Here is a 13,938-nt window from a genome sequence, read left to right as displayed (position 1 = left end):
TCCGGACGGGCTGGCGTACGAAAGGGGGCGTGTCCGACTCCCCGCCCGACTCGCCGCAGCCCGACTCCCCCCACCTCGCCACCCTCGCCGTGCACGCCGGCAACGCCGTCGACGCCGGGAGCGGGGCGATCCGCCGGCCGCTGGTCATGGCCAACTCCTATGCGTTGCCCGACGACCCGTCCGAGCTGTCCTGGTCGGGCACCGGTACCCCGCTCTACACCCGCAACGGCGGCGTCAACCAGGGCTGGCTGGAGGAGAAGCTCGTGGCGCTCGAGGGCGGGAGGGCCGCGGTGGCGCTGGCGAGCGGGATGGCCGCCCAGCACGCGGTGTTCTTCGCCGCGCTGCGCTCCGGGGACCACGTGGTGAGCTCCGACAACACCTACGTGGGCACCTACCGGCTGCTGTCGGAGCTGCTGCCCCGCAAGTACGGGATCACCGCCACGCTCGTCGACACCTCCGACCTCGACGCCGTGGCCGCCGCGATCCGCCCGGAGACGCGCATCGTCCACGTCGAGACGCCGGCGAATCCGACCACCCGGATCACCGACGTGGCCGCGGTCGCGGAGCTCGCCCATGCCGCGGGTGCCCTGGTGTCGGTCGACTCCACGTTCGCCACGCCCGTGCTGCAGCGCCCGCTCGCGCTGGGCGCCGACGTCGTCGTCCACTCCCTGACCAAGTACATCAACGGCCACGGCGACGCGATGGGCGGCGCCGTCGTCGGCGGCGGTGAGGCGGGCTCGGCGCTGGTGGACCTCATCCGCAGCGAGGCGATGGTGAACGTGGGCGGGGCGATCAGCCCCTTCAACGCCTGGCTGATCATGCGCGGGTCGGTGACGCTGCCGATGCGGATGCGCGCGCACTGCGCGAACGCGATGGCCGTGGCCGAGTTCCTCGAGCACGACTCCCGCATCGCCTACGTGGCCTACCCGGGACTGGCGTCGCACCCGCAGCACGAGCTCGCCGCGCGAACGCTCGACGGAGGGTTCGGCGGGATGCTCGCGTTCGCCGTGCGCGGGGACCCAGACACCCAGAACCGGTTCGTCGCGGCGCTGCGGGTGATCACCTCGGCGGTGTCACTCGGGCACGACGAGTCGTTGATCGTGCACGTGTCCGGCGACGACGAGCGGGCCCGGTACTACCCGCAGGAGTTCCGCCGGTACGGGCACCTGCGGTTCTCGGTGGGCCTGGAGGACCCGAGGGACCTGGTGGCCGACCTCGACCGGGCCCTGACGGTGGCGGTCGGCCCCGGGTGAAGGATCCGGCGAGCGCCGCCCGCACTATGCGGCGGCAGCGCGCTCGGCGAGCATGCCCCGGTGGCGGGCGCGCCGCTCGAACCACAGGGTGGCCAGCGGCGGGATGCTCGCGACGAGGGCCAGCAGCGTGGTGCCCGCGCTCCACCGGAAGGTGCGGGCGACCAGCAGCGTGACCACGACGTAGGCCACGAACAGCGCGCCGTGGATCGGGCCGAACACGGTCACGCCGATCTCGTCGAACACCACGACGTACTTGAAGAACATGCCGATGAGCAGGCCGGCCCAGGAACAGGCCTCGGCGATCGCGACGACACGGAACACGAAGGCAGCGGTGGACGGGGAGACGGCAGCCACCCCTCCACTGTGCCCGACCCGTGATCCACTGGTTCTACCGGGTGTCGAACCATCACCACACCGCACCTTGGAGCCGTACTGCTCTCTGACGGGCCGCGGCGAGGCAGTATGGCTCCAAGGTGTGGAGTCGGAGGCGCGGAGGGTGCGGGTGGCAGTTCCAGAGGTGGGCTCGGCGGGTGGGCTGGTGATCCGGGGCCGGCGGCCGGTGCGGGATCGGGCACTGGTCATGGCGATCGTCAACCGGACCCCCGACTCGTTCTACGACCACGGCGCGACGTTCGCCGACGACGCCGCGAAGGCCGCCATCGACCGGGCGGTCGCCGAGGGCGCCGACGTCATCGACATCGGCGGCGTCGCGGCCAGCCCCGGCGACACCGTCACCGCCGAGGAGGAGATCCGCCGGGTCGTGCCGACCGTCGAGTGGATCCGGGAGCGGTACCCCGACATCGTGATCAGCATCGACACCTGGCGCCACGAGGTCGGGGCGGCGGCATGCCGGGCGGGCGCCGACCTGCTCAACGACGCGTGGGCGGCCGCGGACCCGGAGCTGATCGACGTGGCCGCCGAGTTCGGCGCGGGGTACGTGTGCACCCACACCGGGGGGCGGGCGCCGCGCGCCGAGCCGTTCCGCCCCGCCTACGCCGACATGGTGGCCGAGGTGCTCGAGTTCACGGTGCAGCTCGCGGAGCGGGCCCTGGCCCGGGGCGTGCCGCGCGAGGGGATCCTGATCGACGCCACCGGGTTCGGCAAGAACACCGCCGACCACCTGGCCCTGTTGCGGGCGGTCCCGCGGTTCGTGGCGACGGGCTGGCCGGTCCTGATGGCGATGTCGAACAAGACCTTCGTCGGGGAGACGCTCGGGGTGGGCCTGTCCGAACGGCTCGCCGGCACCCTGGCCGCCACGACCATCGCGGCGCAGGCCGGCGCCCAGGTCTTCCGCGCGCACGAGGTGGCGCCCACCCGGCACGCGCTGGAGATGGTCGCGAGCGTCTTCAACGCCCGCCCGCCACGTCGGGCGTCGGAATGGATCGCCTGATGCACCGGATCTGGCCGCCGCACGCGGCGGGAGCGCCCGATGACGGCCCGCTGGACGACGGGCAGCTGGACGAGGCAGCGCTGGAGCGGCTCTACACCTATCCGGCACCGCCCTGGCTCGTGGTCAACTTCGTGGCCAGCGCCGACGGGGCGGTGGAGCTGGGCGGGCGGGCAGCCGCGCTGTCGAACGCGCCGGACCGGCGGGTCCTGCAACTGGGCAGCGATCTGGCCGACGTGCTGCTGGTCGGTGCCACCACGGCCGTGGTGGAGGAGTTCCGCGGCGTGCACCCCGACGCGCAGACCACGCAGCGGCGCGCGCGGCACGGGCTCGCACCGATCCCGCCGACAGCGGTGGTCACCACCGGCCGGTCCCTGCCGGCGGACGCGCCGGTCGTCACCGAGGCGCTGGTGCCGAGCATCGTGCTCACCACGGCCGATGCGCCGCCCGACAAGCGGCGGGCCTGGACCGAGGCGGGCGCCACGGTGCTCGTCACCGGGGAGCACACCGTGGACCTGCGTGCGGGCGTGGCCGCGCTGGCCGCGCGCGGGCTGGGCCGCATCGACTGCGAGGGCGGCCCGCGCCTGTTCGGCGCCCTTCTCGCCGCAGGCGTGGTGGACGAGCTGCGCCTGACCGTGTCCCCGCTGCTGGTCGCCGGCGCCGCCGAGCGCATCGCCGCCGGTGCCGGCGTCGAGCCGGCGACGCTGGAGCTTGCGTCCGTGGTCACCGAGGCCGACACCCTGCTGGTGCGTTACCTCCTACGCCGCTGACCCGGTTCTGTCGGGGCGCTGGGATGCTCGCGCCCGTGGCGAGGAGGGGCACGACGACCGGCGGGTGGACGAGCACCATCCTCCACGTCGAGGGCACGGGTCATGCGGCGGCCGGCCCGCGCTCGAGACTCCCTGCCCCACCCCATTTCCAGGTCTCACACGCAGTCGGTTCGGCGCCGAGGTCGTCCGCCGCGCCGAAGGTGGCCGGGTTGGCAGAACCACCGAAACGCGGCCGACTGCGCCGAAGACCGGGACCGGCGCGCCCACAGGAGTTTTCATGACCATATAGACGTGAGGGGGTTGGATCTTTCCCGGAGCGCTCTCAGGTCCATCCGATCATGAAAAGCGCGTTCCGCGGAACGCACGGGTGGCCATGACCAGCGACAGCGGTGCCAGAACTGCAGATCTGTGTCCCCCGCACCGCTCCTGGTGATCATGACGCCGAGCCGACGTGCGAGACGTACGTGAGCGCCGTCGCGAGCGCCCTGGCGTACGACTCGCACCACGCGCCGCCCCGTGGGCAAACCCGGCGACCGTCGGTGGTCGACGTCCTAGGCTGCGCCCGTGCCGCCCGCTGTGGAGATCACCGACGACCCTCGGCGCATCGACGTCGACCTCGTGCACCGCGAGCTCGCCGCCAGCTACTGGTCCCCGGGCGTGCCCCGCGCGGTCGTCGAGGCCGCCATCGCGGGATCCGAATGCTGGAGCGCCCACCGCGACGGGCGGCAGGTCGGGTTCGCCCGGCTGATCACCGACCGCGCCACGTTCGGCTGGATCTCCGACGTGTTCGTGGTGGAGCAGGCCCGGGGTGCCGGGATCGGGCGCGCGCTCGTCGAGGCCGTCGTCGCGCGGGCCCGGCACCACGGGCTGCGCCGCGTCATGCTCGCCACCCGCGACGCCCACGAGGTCTACCGGCCCTTCGGCTTCACCGACCCGCCGGCCGGGCTGTTGATGCAGCGCACCGTCGAGAACCCGTACCAGGCGCCGGACGCACACCTTTCCGACCGGCCCTGACGCCTGCCGCCCGCAGACGCTTCTCCGAATCTGCCTCTAGAGGTGGATTCCAGGACGGGCTGTCCCCGCGCCACGCCACGAGGCACGATGACTCCGGCGGTAACACGGCGACGACGACACGGCGACGACCAGGAGGCCGGCACGATGGCGTGGGACTTCTCCACCGAACCCGAGTTCGAGGCACAGCTGGAGTGGATGCGCGGGTTCGTCCGCGACGAGATCATGCCGCTCGAGACGCTCGATCTGGACCGCGACACGTTCGGGCGCATCACGGCGCCGCTCAAGGAGCAGGTCAAGGAGCGCGGGTTGTGGGCGGCACACCTGCCGCCCGAGCTGGGCGGCGGCGGGTTCGGGCAGGTCCGGCTCGGTCTGATGCACGAGATCCTCGGCCAGTGCCGCTTCGCGCCGGGGGTCTTCGGCAACCAGGCGCCCGACTCCGGCAACGCCGAACTGCTCGCCATCGGCGGCTCGCCGGAGCAGAAGGAACGCTGGATGCATCCGCTGCTGCGCGGTGAGCTGCGCAGCTGCTTCTCGATGACCGAACCGGGCGCCGGGGCGGATCCGACACTGCTGTCCACCCGCGCGGTCCGCGACGGCGACGATTACGTCATCAACGGGCACAAGTGGTTCTCGTCGAACGCCTCGAACGCCGACTTCCTCATCGTGATGGCCGTGACCGATCCCGACGTGTCGGCCTACCAGGGCTCGTCGATGTTCATCGTGCCGGTCGAGACGCCCGGGGTGCAGATCGTGCGCGACATCCCGGTGATGGACCACCCCACCGTCACGGGGAAGCTCTACGGCGGGCACGCCGAAGTGCTCTACACCGATGTGCGGGTGCCGGTGGAGAACCTGGTCGGCAACCCGGGCGACGGTTTCCGGCTGGCGCAACAGCGACTCGGCCCCGGCCGCATCCACCACGCCATGCGCTGGCTCGGCCAGTCGAAACGGGCGTTCGACATGCTGTGCGAACGCGCGGTGAGCCGCTACACGCACGGTTCCGTCCTCGCCGACAAGCAGATGGTTCAGGACTGGGTGGCCTCTTCCGCCGCCGAGATGCAGGCCGCCCGGCTGCTCACGCTGCACGCGGCCTGGACGATGGATCAGGTCGGCGCGTCGAATGCCCGCGTCGAGATCGCCATGATCAAGTACTGGGGCGCGCGCGTGCTGCACGACGTGATCGACCGGGCCGTGCAGGTGCACGGATCCCTCGGTTTCTCCGGTGACCTGCCGTTGGAGGAGATGTACCGCGCCGCCCGCGCGGCGCGGATCTACGACGGACCCGACGAGGTGCACAAGGCCTCCGTCGCGCGCCGGATCCTGCGCGGCTACCAGCCGGTGGACACGCCCACCGAGCACGTCCCCACGCGGGCCGAGGCGGCGCGGCGCAAGTTCGCCGACTACCTGGAAGCCGCCACCGCCGACCTCTGAACCGCCCCCCGACCGGCCCCTCTCGCTGCGGGGCCGGTCGGCTCTTTCCGGCCCCACGATCCATTCGGGCCGGCGCCGCACACCGGCGACACACCTCGGATCCGCCCCGGATCGACATTGCGCGCCCTGCTCCTTTATCATCGTTCTCGCAATTAACGACCACCTCGTTCTCGGAACCGCCGGAACCCTCGGCCGACTGCCCGTCACACCGGGGGTGCGTCGACGTACCCGGAGCATCTTCGAAAGGCTGTGCACGTGGCAAAGCAGACAACCGTCACCTTGGTCGACGACCTGGACGGCAGCACCGCCGACGAGCAGGTCGAGTTCGCGATGGACGGCAAGTCCTACGAGATCGACCTGTCCACGGCCAATAGCGCCAGATTGCGGGAGGCCCTCGAGCCGTTCGTTTCGGCTGCTCGCCGCACCGGCGGTCGCCGGCGTTCGACCGCCAGCACCGCTGCGGCGCGGCCCAGCACCGACCGCGAGCAGAACCAGGCCATTCGGGAATGGGCCCAGGCTCAGGGGATGAAGATCTCCGAGCGCGGCCGCATCCCGTCCAACGTGCTCGAGGCCTACCACAAGAGCCGCTGAACGGCGGATGCGACCGCGTCGGGCTCAGCGCGGCGCCATGCGGATCGCACCGTCGAGCCGGATGACCTCACCGTTCAGCATCGGGTTGGCCACGATGTGCGCGGCCAGTGCGCCGAACTCGGCCGGGTTCCCGAGCCGGGCCGGGTGCGGCACCTGGGCCCCGAGCGAGGCCCGCACCTCGTCCGACGCCCCGGCCAGCAACGGGGTGTCGAACAGGCCGGGCGCGATCGTGACCACCCGGATCTGCGCACCCGCGAGGTCGCGGGCGATCGGCAACGTCATCCCGACCACTCCGCCCTTGGAGGCGGAGTAGGCGGCCTGGCCGATCTGGCCGTCGAACGCGGCCACCGAGGCGGTGTTGACGATCACACCGCGCTCCTCCCCGACGGGGTCGTGGCGGACCATCCGCTCGGCGGCCAGCCGGATCACGTTGAACGTCCCGATCAGGTTGATCTCGATGATCCGGGTGAAGTCGGCCAACGGGAACACTCCCTTGCGGCCGACCGTCCGGATCGCGTTCCCGGTGCCGGCGCAGTTGACGGCCACCCTCAGCGGGCCGAGGGCATCGGCGGCGTCGAGCGCGGCGGTGACATCGGCCTCGCTGCGCACGTCGGCGGGGGCGAACACCACCCCGTCCCCGAGTTCGGCGGCGCGCTCGGCGCCGGCGGAGCTCGGCAGGTCGAGGATCACGACCCGCGCCCCGGCTGCACGCAACGCCTTGGTGGTGGCGAACCCGAGCCCGGACGCGCCCCCGGTGACCAGCGCAACGCCGTCGGTGATGTCCACAGTGGCTACTCCTCCTGCCGATCGCGGTCCCGCGGGTCCCCGCGGTCGTCGGAAGTCATACCACCGCTGGCGCGCATCACTGCGCGGCCGGCGCCGGCCCGACCCCGCCGTCGGCGCCGTAGCGCCTGCGGGCCACGACGGCGGCCACCGCGAGCGGCACGGACACCACCAGCGCCACGCGGAACACCGCCTCGAAAGCTCCGGCGTCGGCGAGCGGCGCGACCGCGGCGGTGCCCGCCGAGCCGCCGAGGAACAGCAGGGCCGCGAACAGCGCCACCGCGGTGGCCCGCTCGGTGGGCACGACCTCGGTCACCCAGCTCTGCAGCGTGGTGTGCAGGAATGCCCACGAGCCACCCAGGAGCACCCCCGCGACGACCACCGTGGTCATGGTGACGGCGACGGCCGGCACCGCCCACGCCGCCACGAGCAGGACTGCGCCGACGGTCGACAACGCCGCCGGGGACAGGCGCCCGACCAGCCGGCGCACCACTCGCGACCAGACCAGCGACCCCACCCCGAACGCGGCCGCCACCGCCCCGGCGACGGCCGCGGAGGCGCCGAGGGCCTGCACGGCGGGCGCGAGGTAGGTCAGCACACCGAGCACGACCATGCCTTCGACCAGCACGAGCGCGAGCACGACCCGCGCCCACCGGTGGTGCAGGACCGTCGCGATCGAGCGAAGCGGGCTGCCGGTGACCGGCCCCCGGTCCGGCTCCGGCAGCCGGCGCAGGGCCACCCACAGGGCCGCCGCGGCCACCCCGGTGACGCCCGGGACGATGCGCCACCCGACGAGGTCGGCCAGCACTCCCGCGCCCGCGGTCGCCACCGCGGTGCCGAGCGAGGAGGCGGTGAGCACGTCCGACAGCGGACGCTGGCGGACCTGCGGCGGCCACATGTCGCCGACGTAGACGAGGGTGGCCGGGATCAGGGCGGCGAAGCAGCCGCCCGCGACCGTCCGCGCGATTCCCAGGACCAGCAGGTTCGGCGCGACGACGGACGCCACCCCGGCGAGCGCCGCACCCAGCAGCGACAACCGCATCACCCGCACGCGGCCGATGCGGTCGCTGATCAGCCCCCACACCGGCTGCATCAGCCCGTAGGCGAGGAAGTAGACGCTCGCCACGGCGGCGACGGCCGCCAGCGGAGCACCCATGTCGAGTCCGATGACCACCAGCAGCGGGGCGATCGCGAACCGGTCGCAGGTACTGGTCAACGCGGCCAACTGGAGCAGCCGCAGCCTGCCCCGCTCCCCCACCACGCCGCCGGTCTCCGTCGTCACCGCTCGACCATGCGCCGCCGCGGCATCCGGCGCTGCCCCCCGCGGGCGTGAGAACCGCCACTGGTTAGCGTTGCTCCGTGAATTCCGCGAACCCCGCAGACCTCGGCCCGGAGGAGTTCCGCAGGCTCGGCCACGCGGTCGTCGACTGGATCGCCGACCACCGGGCGGGCCTGGACGCCCTGCCGGTGCGGGCCGACGTCGAACCCGGCTGGGTGCGTGACCGCCTGCCGGTGGCGCTGCCCGAGGACCCCGCGCCGCTCGACGCGTTGCTCGCCACCGTGGACGAGGTCGTGGTGCCGGCCAGCACGCACTGGCAGCACCCCCGGTTCTTCGCCTACTTCCCGGCGAACGCCTCGCTGCACTCCCTGCTCGGTGACATGCTCTCCGGCGGGCTCGGTGCGCAGGGGATGCTGTGGTCCACCTCGCCCGCCGCCACCGAGGTGGAGCAGGTGCTGGTCGACGGCCTCGCGGCCGCGCTGGGTCTGGACCCGGGATTCACCTTCGCAGGCGGCGGGGGCGGCAGCATCCAGGACTCGGCCTCGTCCGCGGCGCTGGTGGCGCTGCTCGCCGCCCTGCACCGCGCGGAGCCGGGGTGGCGCGAGCGCGGCGTCACCGGCACCGAGCGCGTCTACGTCACCGCCGAGACGCACTCGTCGCTGGCCAAGGCCGCGCGCGTGGCCGGGCTCGGTGCCCGGGCGCTGCGCACGGTCGCCCCGACTCCCGGCACCCGGGCCATGTCGCCGCAGGCGCTGGCCACCGCCGTGGCGCAGGACGTGGCGGCCGGGCTGACACCGGTGCTCGTCTGCCCGACCATCGGCACGACCGGCACCGGCGCGATCGATCCGGTGCGGGCGGTGGCCGAGGTCGCTCGTGAACACGGCGTGTGGGTGCACGTGGACGCCGCCTGGGCCGGCGTGGCCGCGCTGGCACCCGAGTTCCGGCACCTGCTCGACGGGGTCGAGCTCGTCGACTCGTTCTGCACCGACGCGCACAAGTGGTTGCTCACCGCGTTCGACGCGTCCCTGCTGTGGGTGCGCGACGGCACCGCGCTGCCCGCGGCGCTCTCGATCACCCCGGAGTACCTGCGCAACGCCGCGTCCGAGTCGGGCGCGGTGGTCGACTACCGCGACTGGCAGGTGCCGCTGGGACGCCGCTTCCGGGCACTCAAGCTGTGGACGGTGCTGCACGGCGTCGGCCTGTCCGGGCTGCGGGCGCACATCCGCGGCCACGTCGCGCTCGCCACCGGCCTGGCCGAACGCGTCCGCGCCGACCCGGCGTTCGACCTGGCCGCCGACCCCTCCCTCGCGCTGGTGTGCCTGCGGGTCGTCACCGGCGCCGGGCCCGACGCCGACGACGCCGCCTCCCGCGAGGTGCTCGAGCGCGTGAACGACTCGGGCCTCGCCTTCCTCACCCACACCGTGGTCGAGGGCCGCTACCTGGTCCGCGTGGCGATCGGCGGGGTCAGCACCGGTCCGGAGCACGTCGATCAGCTGTGGGAGCAGTTGCGCGCCGAGGCCGACCGCGTGCGGCGGCGCTACCCGGCCTGACCCACGGCCCAGGCCGGGACCTGCGCGCCGGTCGCCGCCGCGATCGCGTCCGCGATCTCCCCGGAGCGGGTCGCGACCGTCGACAGCAGCGTGGAGGACAAGCCGTGGCTGTGCTCGGTGGCGCCCTGGAGGTAGATCCCGGCGCCGATCTCCGGCCGCGTCGCCACGCGGTAGTCGCGCTCCACGCGCAGCCGCCCCTCCTCGTCGCGGAGGCAGGAGTCGGCGAGCGCGCCCAGCATGCGGGCCGGATCCGAGGACCGGTAGCCCGTGGCGTAGACGACGAGGTCGGCGCTGAGCACCTCCCGCCCGCCGTCGACCATCGACTCCACGGCCAGCTCGACGCGCCCGTCCACCTCGATCGCGTCGGCGACGCGGCTGACGTTGTGGAAGCGCAGCCGCTCCCGGCCGCTGACCCGCTCGTGGTAGTGGCGCCGGTAGAGCGACTCGATCAGCTCCGGGTCGACGACCGAGTAGTTGGTGTTGCCGTGGTAGCCCAGGATCAGGCCCTTCACCTCGGAGGGCGCGCGGTGGAATGCGTCCACCGCCGAGGGGTCGAACACCCGGTTCGCGAACGGCGTGTCGTCGGCCGGGCTGTAGCCGAAGCGGCTGAAGACGGCCCGCACCTCCGCAGCGGGGAACGTGCGGTGCAGGTGGTCCAGGGCCTCGGCGGCACTCTGCCCCGCGCCGACGACGACCACACGCCGGGGGTCGTGGAGCGAGTCGACGCGGGTCAGCAACTCGCTGCTGTGCCAGACGCGGGGGCCGCGCCGCACGCCTTCGGGCAGTTGCGGCACCAGGCCGGTGGCGAGCACGACGTTGCGCGTGCGCACGGATGTGGCACCGCGCGTGGCGTGCGACGCGTGCACCTCCAGGAGCCCGGGTTCGCCGGGAACCGCGGCGATCCGTTGCACCTCGGCGCCGTAGTCGACCCGGTCGGCGAAGCCGGCGGCAGCCCACTCGAGGTAGTCGTGGAACTCGATGCGGGTGGGGAACGGGCTGCCGTAGTTGATGAAGTCGGCGAGCCGCCCGCGCTCGTGCAGGTAGGACAGGAACCCGTAACCGCTGGCCGGGTTGCGCAGCGTCACGAGGTCCTTGAGGTAGGAGACCTGCATCGTCGCGTCCTCGAGCAGCATCCCGCGGTGCCACCCGAACCGCTCCTGCCGCTCCAGGAACCGCATCGAGAGCGCCGGACCGGTGCGCTCGTCCAGCGCGATCGCCAGCCCGAGGTTCGAGGGCCCGAACCCGACTCCCACGAGATCGAGCGCGTGAGGCTCCTGCATCGTCTCCCTCCCCGACCGCGCACCGCGCGCGACCTTTGCCAGGGCAGCCTCACCTAAGTTTGCGCGGGGTTCAAGGGTTGTGTGTCGTTCCCCGCCCACGACTGCCGCGTGTCACCCCGGCTCCCCGCGGCCCTTCCGGTAGAGCACCCAGGCCAGGTCGCCCAGTGCGATCACCGCCACGACCACCATCGCCCAGCCGAGCACCCCGAGCCCGGAGGCGAACCCGATCCAGGCCGCACCCACCGCGAACACGAGCCCGAACACGGCGAGCACCGCACGCAGCGTCAGGGCGCTCCGGGCCGGGGCGGCGCCGCCGATCCCGGCCGTCGGGTCGTGGTAGTCGGGCAGGCCGCGCTCGTAGTCCGCCCGTGTCCGTCGTCCCTGCGCTTGTCCCCGTGCCCGCCGGTCCTGCGCTGCCATGAGGGCGGGGTACCCCGGATCGCGCCTCAGGCCTCCTCGGATCCGCGCTCGGACGAGCGCCCACCCTCCAGGCTCGGGATGCGGTGACGCAGCAGCACCCGGCTGCCCCGGTCGTCGAAGTGGATGAGCACCGACTCGGACATGTGGCTCATCAGCGGGATGCCGCGCCCGCTCTCGCGCGACCGGTCCGCCGGCGGCCGCCAGCTCCCGTGGTCCACGACCTCGATGCACAGCGTCTCGGACTCGGTCCAGAGCGTGAGCTCCACGACGCCCGCCTCGTCGGGGCCGTAGGCGTGGCGCACGGCGTTGGCCGCCGCCTCGTCCACGGCGAGCACGACGTCGGCGGTCTCCTCCTCGGTCAGCGCGAGCGGCGCGAGCCAGCCGCCCAGCTCCCGCCGGATCACCGCCAGCTGCTCGGAATCGGCCGGCCAGCTGCGGTGCACGAACTCGATGTGTCCGGGTCCGGGGCGGACGGGATACTCCATGTTGCACACTTTCCACGACGTGCCGGGGGAACAAACGTCACCCGTCGCCGTGGTGCGGCCGGTGGCCCGTTCGCCGCGCCGACGCGACCGGCGGACCGTGACCCGCCCTCCGGTCGGTACCGCTCAGCCGCCCCCGCCGAGCTCGTCGCCGGCGCCACCCTCGCCCGGCTCCCCGGCGCCGTCCTCGCCGGCGCCGCTGTCTCCGCCGGTGCCGAATTCGCGGTCGACGTCGCCCTGCTCGCCGCCTTCCCCGACGCCCGGACCGCCGTCGTCGCAGGCCCCCGCTCCGGTGAGCAGCAGTCCACCCGCGGCAACGGCCGCGAGGACGGATCGCCTGATCCTGGTGCGCTCCATGAACAATCGGTTGCCCGCCGAACCGATTGCGAAACGCGCTCGCGGCGTGTGCCAGGATCACCCAGGTGCACGGCTTCCAGCTCAACGGGCCACGCGTGCTCGAGATCGACCTGCACGGTGGCTCCGTGCGGGCGGCCACCGGGTCGATGATCGCCTACACCGGCGAGGTCTCCTTCCGCAACGCCGGGATGGGCGGGGGCGACGGGCTGCGGGCGGCGCTGAAGCGGCGCGCCACCGGCGAGTCGGTGGCGTTGATGCAGTGCACCGGCACCGGCACGGTGTGGTTCGCGAAGGACGCCATGGACGTCGTGGTGATCGAGCTCGCCGGCGACACGCTCAAGGTCGAGTCCGAACAGCTCCTCGCGATATCCGACGGCCTGCGCACCGACGTCGCCTTCGCCGGTCTGCGCGGGGCGTCGTCGGGCCAGGGGCTGTTCACCACGACCGTCACCGGCGACGGCGCGGTGGCGCTGCTGTCCGCGGGCGGCCCGCCGATCGCGCTGGAGGTGGCGCCACAGCACCCGCTCGTCGTCGATCCCGACGCGTTCGTCGCGAGCACCGGTCGGCTCGACCAGACCTTCGTCACCGACGTCTCGTGGCGCAACATCGTCGGCGAGAGCTCCGGGGAGGCGTTCTCCCTGCGCTTCGACGGCACCGGCGTCGTCTACATCCAGCCCGAGGAGCGGTAGTGGCCTTCACCCAGGTGAACCCGAAGGTCGTCTCCGCGGTGGTGGCGCCCGGGGGCGAGGTGCTGGCCCGCCGCGGCGCGATGCTCGCCTACACCGGTGACGTCGGCTTCGCGCCCGTGCACACCGGCCAGGGCGGTCTGGGCGGCATGGCCGGGCGGATGGTGCGCGGCGAGCAGGTCGCGATGATGGCCGCGCGCGGCAGCGGCACCGTCTACTACGGCCTCGGGGGCCGCTACGTCACGGTCATCGAGCTCGACGGCTCCGGGCCGCTGTCGGTGGAGGCCGACCGGCTCGTCGCCCACGACGCCACCTTGCAGTCCGCGGTCGTGTTCCTCGGCCAGCAGGGCGGGATCCGCGGGGCCGTGCGCGGGGCCGTGAGCGGCCAGGGGATGTTCACCACTCAGCTGCACGGCGTGGGCTCGGTGGCGGTGCTCTCCCACGGCGGCACCCTCGCCCTGCCGGTGCGCCCCGGCGCTCCCACCACCGTCGACCCCCAGGCCTACGTGGCACACGTCGGGCAGGTCGACGCCGACATCGCGGTCGCCGCGAGCTGGCGCGACGCCGTGGGGCGGGGTTCCGGCGAGGCCATCCAACTCAAGCTCACCGGGTCCGGCACCGTCTACGTCCAGGCCTCCGAGCAGAAGGTGTGACA

General features: G+C 73.2%; 16 protein-coding genes. 9 read left to right on the top strand and 7 right to left on the bottom strand.

The genetic code is table 11. From position 1 onward, the window contains the following. Window positions 1-29: 29 nt before the first annotated feature. Complete coding sequence (locus CFP66_RS15650) at window positions 30-1,253, top strand: PLP-dependent aspartate aminotransferase family protein (RefSeq protein WP_094924564.1); 1,224 nt, start codon at window positions 30-32, stop codon at window positions 1,251-1,253. A 24-nt stretch (window positions 1,254-1,277) separates the two neighbouring features. Here the strand turns inward: CFP66_RS15650 and CFP66_RS49190 are convergent, their stop codons facing one another. After that, window positions 1,278-1,607, bottom strand: a complete 330-nt coding sequence (locus CFP66_RS49190; RefSeq protein ID WP_233159457.1) for a DUF3817 domain-containing protein — start codon at window positions 1,605-1,607, stop codon at window positions 1,278-1,280. A 226-nt stretch (window positions 1,608-1,833) separates the two neighbouring features. Here CFP66_RS49190 and folP point away from each other — a divergent pair, with 226 nt between their 5' ends. The 5 genes from folP (at window position 1,834) to CFP66_RS15620 (ending at window position 6,446) form a co-directional block, all read left to right on the top strand. Beyond that, window positions 1,834-2,643: a dihydropteroate synthase gene (gene folP / locus CFP66_RS15640; RefSeq protein WP_094924559.1), complete on the top strand. Its 810-nt coding sequence runs from the start codon at window positions 1,834-1,836 to the stop codon at window positions 2,641-2,643. After that, the gene (locus CFP66_RS15635; RefSeq protein ID WP_094924557.1) at window positions 2,643-3,410 is read left to right on the top strand and encodes a dihydrofolate reductase family protein; all 768 of its coding nucleotides are present in this window, start codon (window positions 2,643-2,645) and stop codon (window positions 3,408-3,410) included. Before folP ends, CFP66_RS15635 begins: the two co-directional genes overlap by 1 nt. 564 nt (window positions 3,411-3,974) lie before the next feature. Then, window positions 3,975-4,424 carry a GNAT family N-acetyltransferase gene (locus tag CFP66_RS15630; protein ID WP_094924554.1) on the top strand — a complete coding sequence of 150 codons (450 nt, stop codon included), beginning with the start codon at window positions 3,975-3,977 and terminating at the stop codon, window positions 4,422-4,424. A gap of 87 nt (window positions 4,425-4,511) precedes the next feature. Further along, window positions 4,512-5,855, top strand: a complete 1,344-nt coding sequence (locus tag CFP66_RS15625; RefSeq protein ID WP_233159456.1) for an acyl-CoA dehydrogenase family protein — start codon at window positions 4,512-4,514, stop codon at window positions 5,853-5,855. A gap of 255 nt (window positions 5,856-6,110) precedes the next feature. Continuing rightward, a complete protein-coding gene (locus CFP66_RS15620) occupies window positions 6,111-6,446 on the top strand; it encodes an Lsr2 family protein (protein ID WP_094924811.1) in 336 nt (111 codons plus the stop codon). A gap of 24 nt (window positions 6,447-6,470) precedes the next feature. Here CFP66_RS15620 and CFP66_RS15615 read toward each other — a convergent pair whose 3' ends face one another. Together CFP66_RS15615 and CFP66_RS15610 are read right to left on the bottom strand one after the other, a co-directional pair. Next, complete coding sequence (locus tag CFP66_RS15615; protein ID WP_094924549.1) at window positions 6,471-7,232, bottom strand: 3-hydroxyacyl-CoA dehydrogenase; 762 nt, start codon at window positions 7,230-7,232, stop codon at window positions 6,471-6,473. A gap of 76 nt (window positions 7,233-7,308) precedes the next feature. Next, window positions 7,309-8,511, bottom strand: a complete 1,203-nt coding sequence (locus CFP66_RS15610; RefSeq protein WP_094924545.1) for an MFS transporter — start codon at window positions 8,509-8,511, stop codon at window positions 7,309-7,311. A gap of 77 nt (window positions 8,512-8,588) precedes the next feature. On the opposite strand from CFP66_RS15610, the gene CFP66_RS15605 reads away from it, so the two are divergent. Then, window positions 8,589-10,058, top strand: coding sequence for a pyridoxal-dependent decarboxylase (locus CFP66_RS15605; protein ID WP_094924542.1), 1,470 nt, complete (start codon window positions 8,589-8,591; stop codon window positions 10,056-10,058). On the opposite strand, the gene CFP66_RS15600 is transcribed toward CFP66_RS15605, so the two are convergent. The 4 genes from CFP66_RS15600 to CFP66_RS15585 all read right to left on the bottom strand — a co-directional run bounded on the left by CFP66_RS15600 (window position 10,046) and on the right by CFP66_RS15585 (window position 12,597). Continuing rightward, window positions 10,046-11,338: a lysine N(6)-hydroxylase/L-ornithine N(5)-oxygenase family protein gene (locus tag CFP66_RS15600; protein ID WP_094924539.1), complete on the bottom strand. Its 1,293-nt coding sequence runs from the start codon at window positions 11,336-11,338 to the stop codon at window positions 10,046-10,048. The two genes, CFP66_RS15605 and CFP66_RS15600, sit on opposite strands and share 13 nt — an antisense overlap. A 111-nt stretch (window positions 11,339-11,449) precedes the next feature. Continuing rightward, window positions 11,450-11,758: a hypothetical protein gene (locus CFP66_RS15595; RefSeq protein WP_094924537.1), complete on the bottom strand. Its 309-nt coding sequence runs from the start codon at window positions 11,756-11,758 to the stop codon at window positions 11,450-11,452. A 26-nt stretch (window positions 11,759-11,784) separates the two neighbouring features. Continuing rightward, on the bottom strand, window positions 11,785-12,243 hold the full coding sequence (locus CFP66_RS15590) for an ATP-binding protein (RefSeq protein ID WP_094924535.1): 459 nt from the start codon (window positions 12,241-12,243) through the stop codon (window positions 11,785-11,787). Window positions 12,244-12,366: 123 nt separating this feature from the next. After that, window positions 12,367-12,597, bottom strand: coding sequence for a hypothetical protein (locus CFP66_RS15585; protein WP_094924532.1), 231 nt, complete (start codon window positions 12,595-12,597; stop codon window positions 12,367-12,369). 65 nt (window positions 12,598-12,662) lie between these two features. Between CFP66_RS15585 and CFP66_RS15580 the strand changes: the two genes are divergently transcribed. Beyond that, complete coding sequence (locus CFP66_RS15580) at window positions 12,663-13,286, top strand: AIM24 family protein (protein WP_198961464.1); 624 nt, start codon at window positions 12,663-12,665, stop codon at window positions 13,284-13,286. After that, entirely contained in the window at window positions 13,286-13,936 is a 651-nt protein-coding gene (locus tag CFP66_RS15575) for an AIM24 family protein (RefSeq protein ID WP_094924530.1), read from the top strand. Before CFP66_RS15580 ends, CFP66_RS15575 begins: the two co-directional genes overlap by 1 nt. Window positions 13,937-13,938: the final 2 nt, after the last annotated feature.

This window comes from Pseudonocardia sp. MH-G8 (assembly GCF_002262885.1).
In the GTDB taxonomy this organism is placed as follows: domain Bacteria; phylum Actinomycetota; class Actinomycetes; order Mycobacteriales; family Pseudonocardiaceae; genus Pseudonocardia.
The sequence above is the reverse complement of the archived record's forward strand: the minus strand, read 5'-3'. Positions and strand labels throughout refer to the sequence as shown.

Bases quoted from the DNA above. Each gene is read 5' to 3' on its own strand.
- CFP66_RS15635 (WP_094924557.1), top strand. From the start codon at position 2,643: ATGCACCGGATCTGGCCGCCGCACGCGGCGGGAGCGCCCGATGACGGC.
- folP (WP_094924559.1), top strand. From the start codon at position 1,834: ATGGCGATCGTCAACCGGACCCCCGACTCGTTCTACGACCACGGCGCG.
- CFP66_RS15585 (WP_094924532.1), bottom strand. From the start codon at position 12,597: ATGGAGCGCACCAGGATCAGGCGATCCGTCCTCGCGGCCGTTGCCGCG.
- CFP66_RS15625 (WP_233159456.1), top strand. From the start codon at position 4,512: ATGACTCCGGCGGTAACACGGCGACGACGACACGGCGACGACCAGGAG.
- CFP66_RS15590 (WP_094924535.1), bottom strand. From the start codon at position 12,243: ATGGAGTATCCCGTCCGCCCCGGACCCGGACACATCGAGTTCGTGCAC.
- CFP66_RS15595 (WP_094924537.1), bottom strand. From the start codon at position 11,758: ATGGCAGCGCAGGACCGGCGGGCACGGGGACAAGCGCAGGGACGACGG.
- CFP66_RS15600 (WP_094924539.1), bottom strand. From the start codon at position 11,338: ATGCAGGAGCCTCACGCGCTCGATCTCGTGGGAGTCGGGTTCGGGCCC.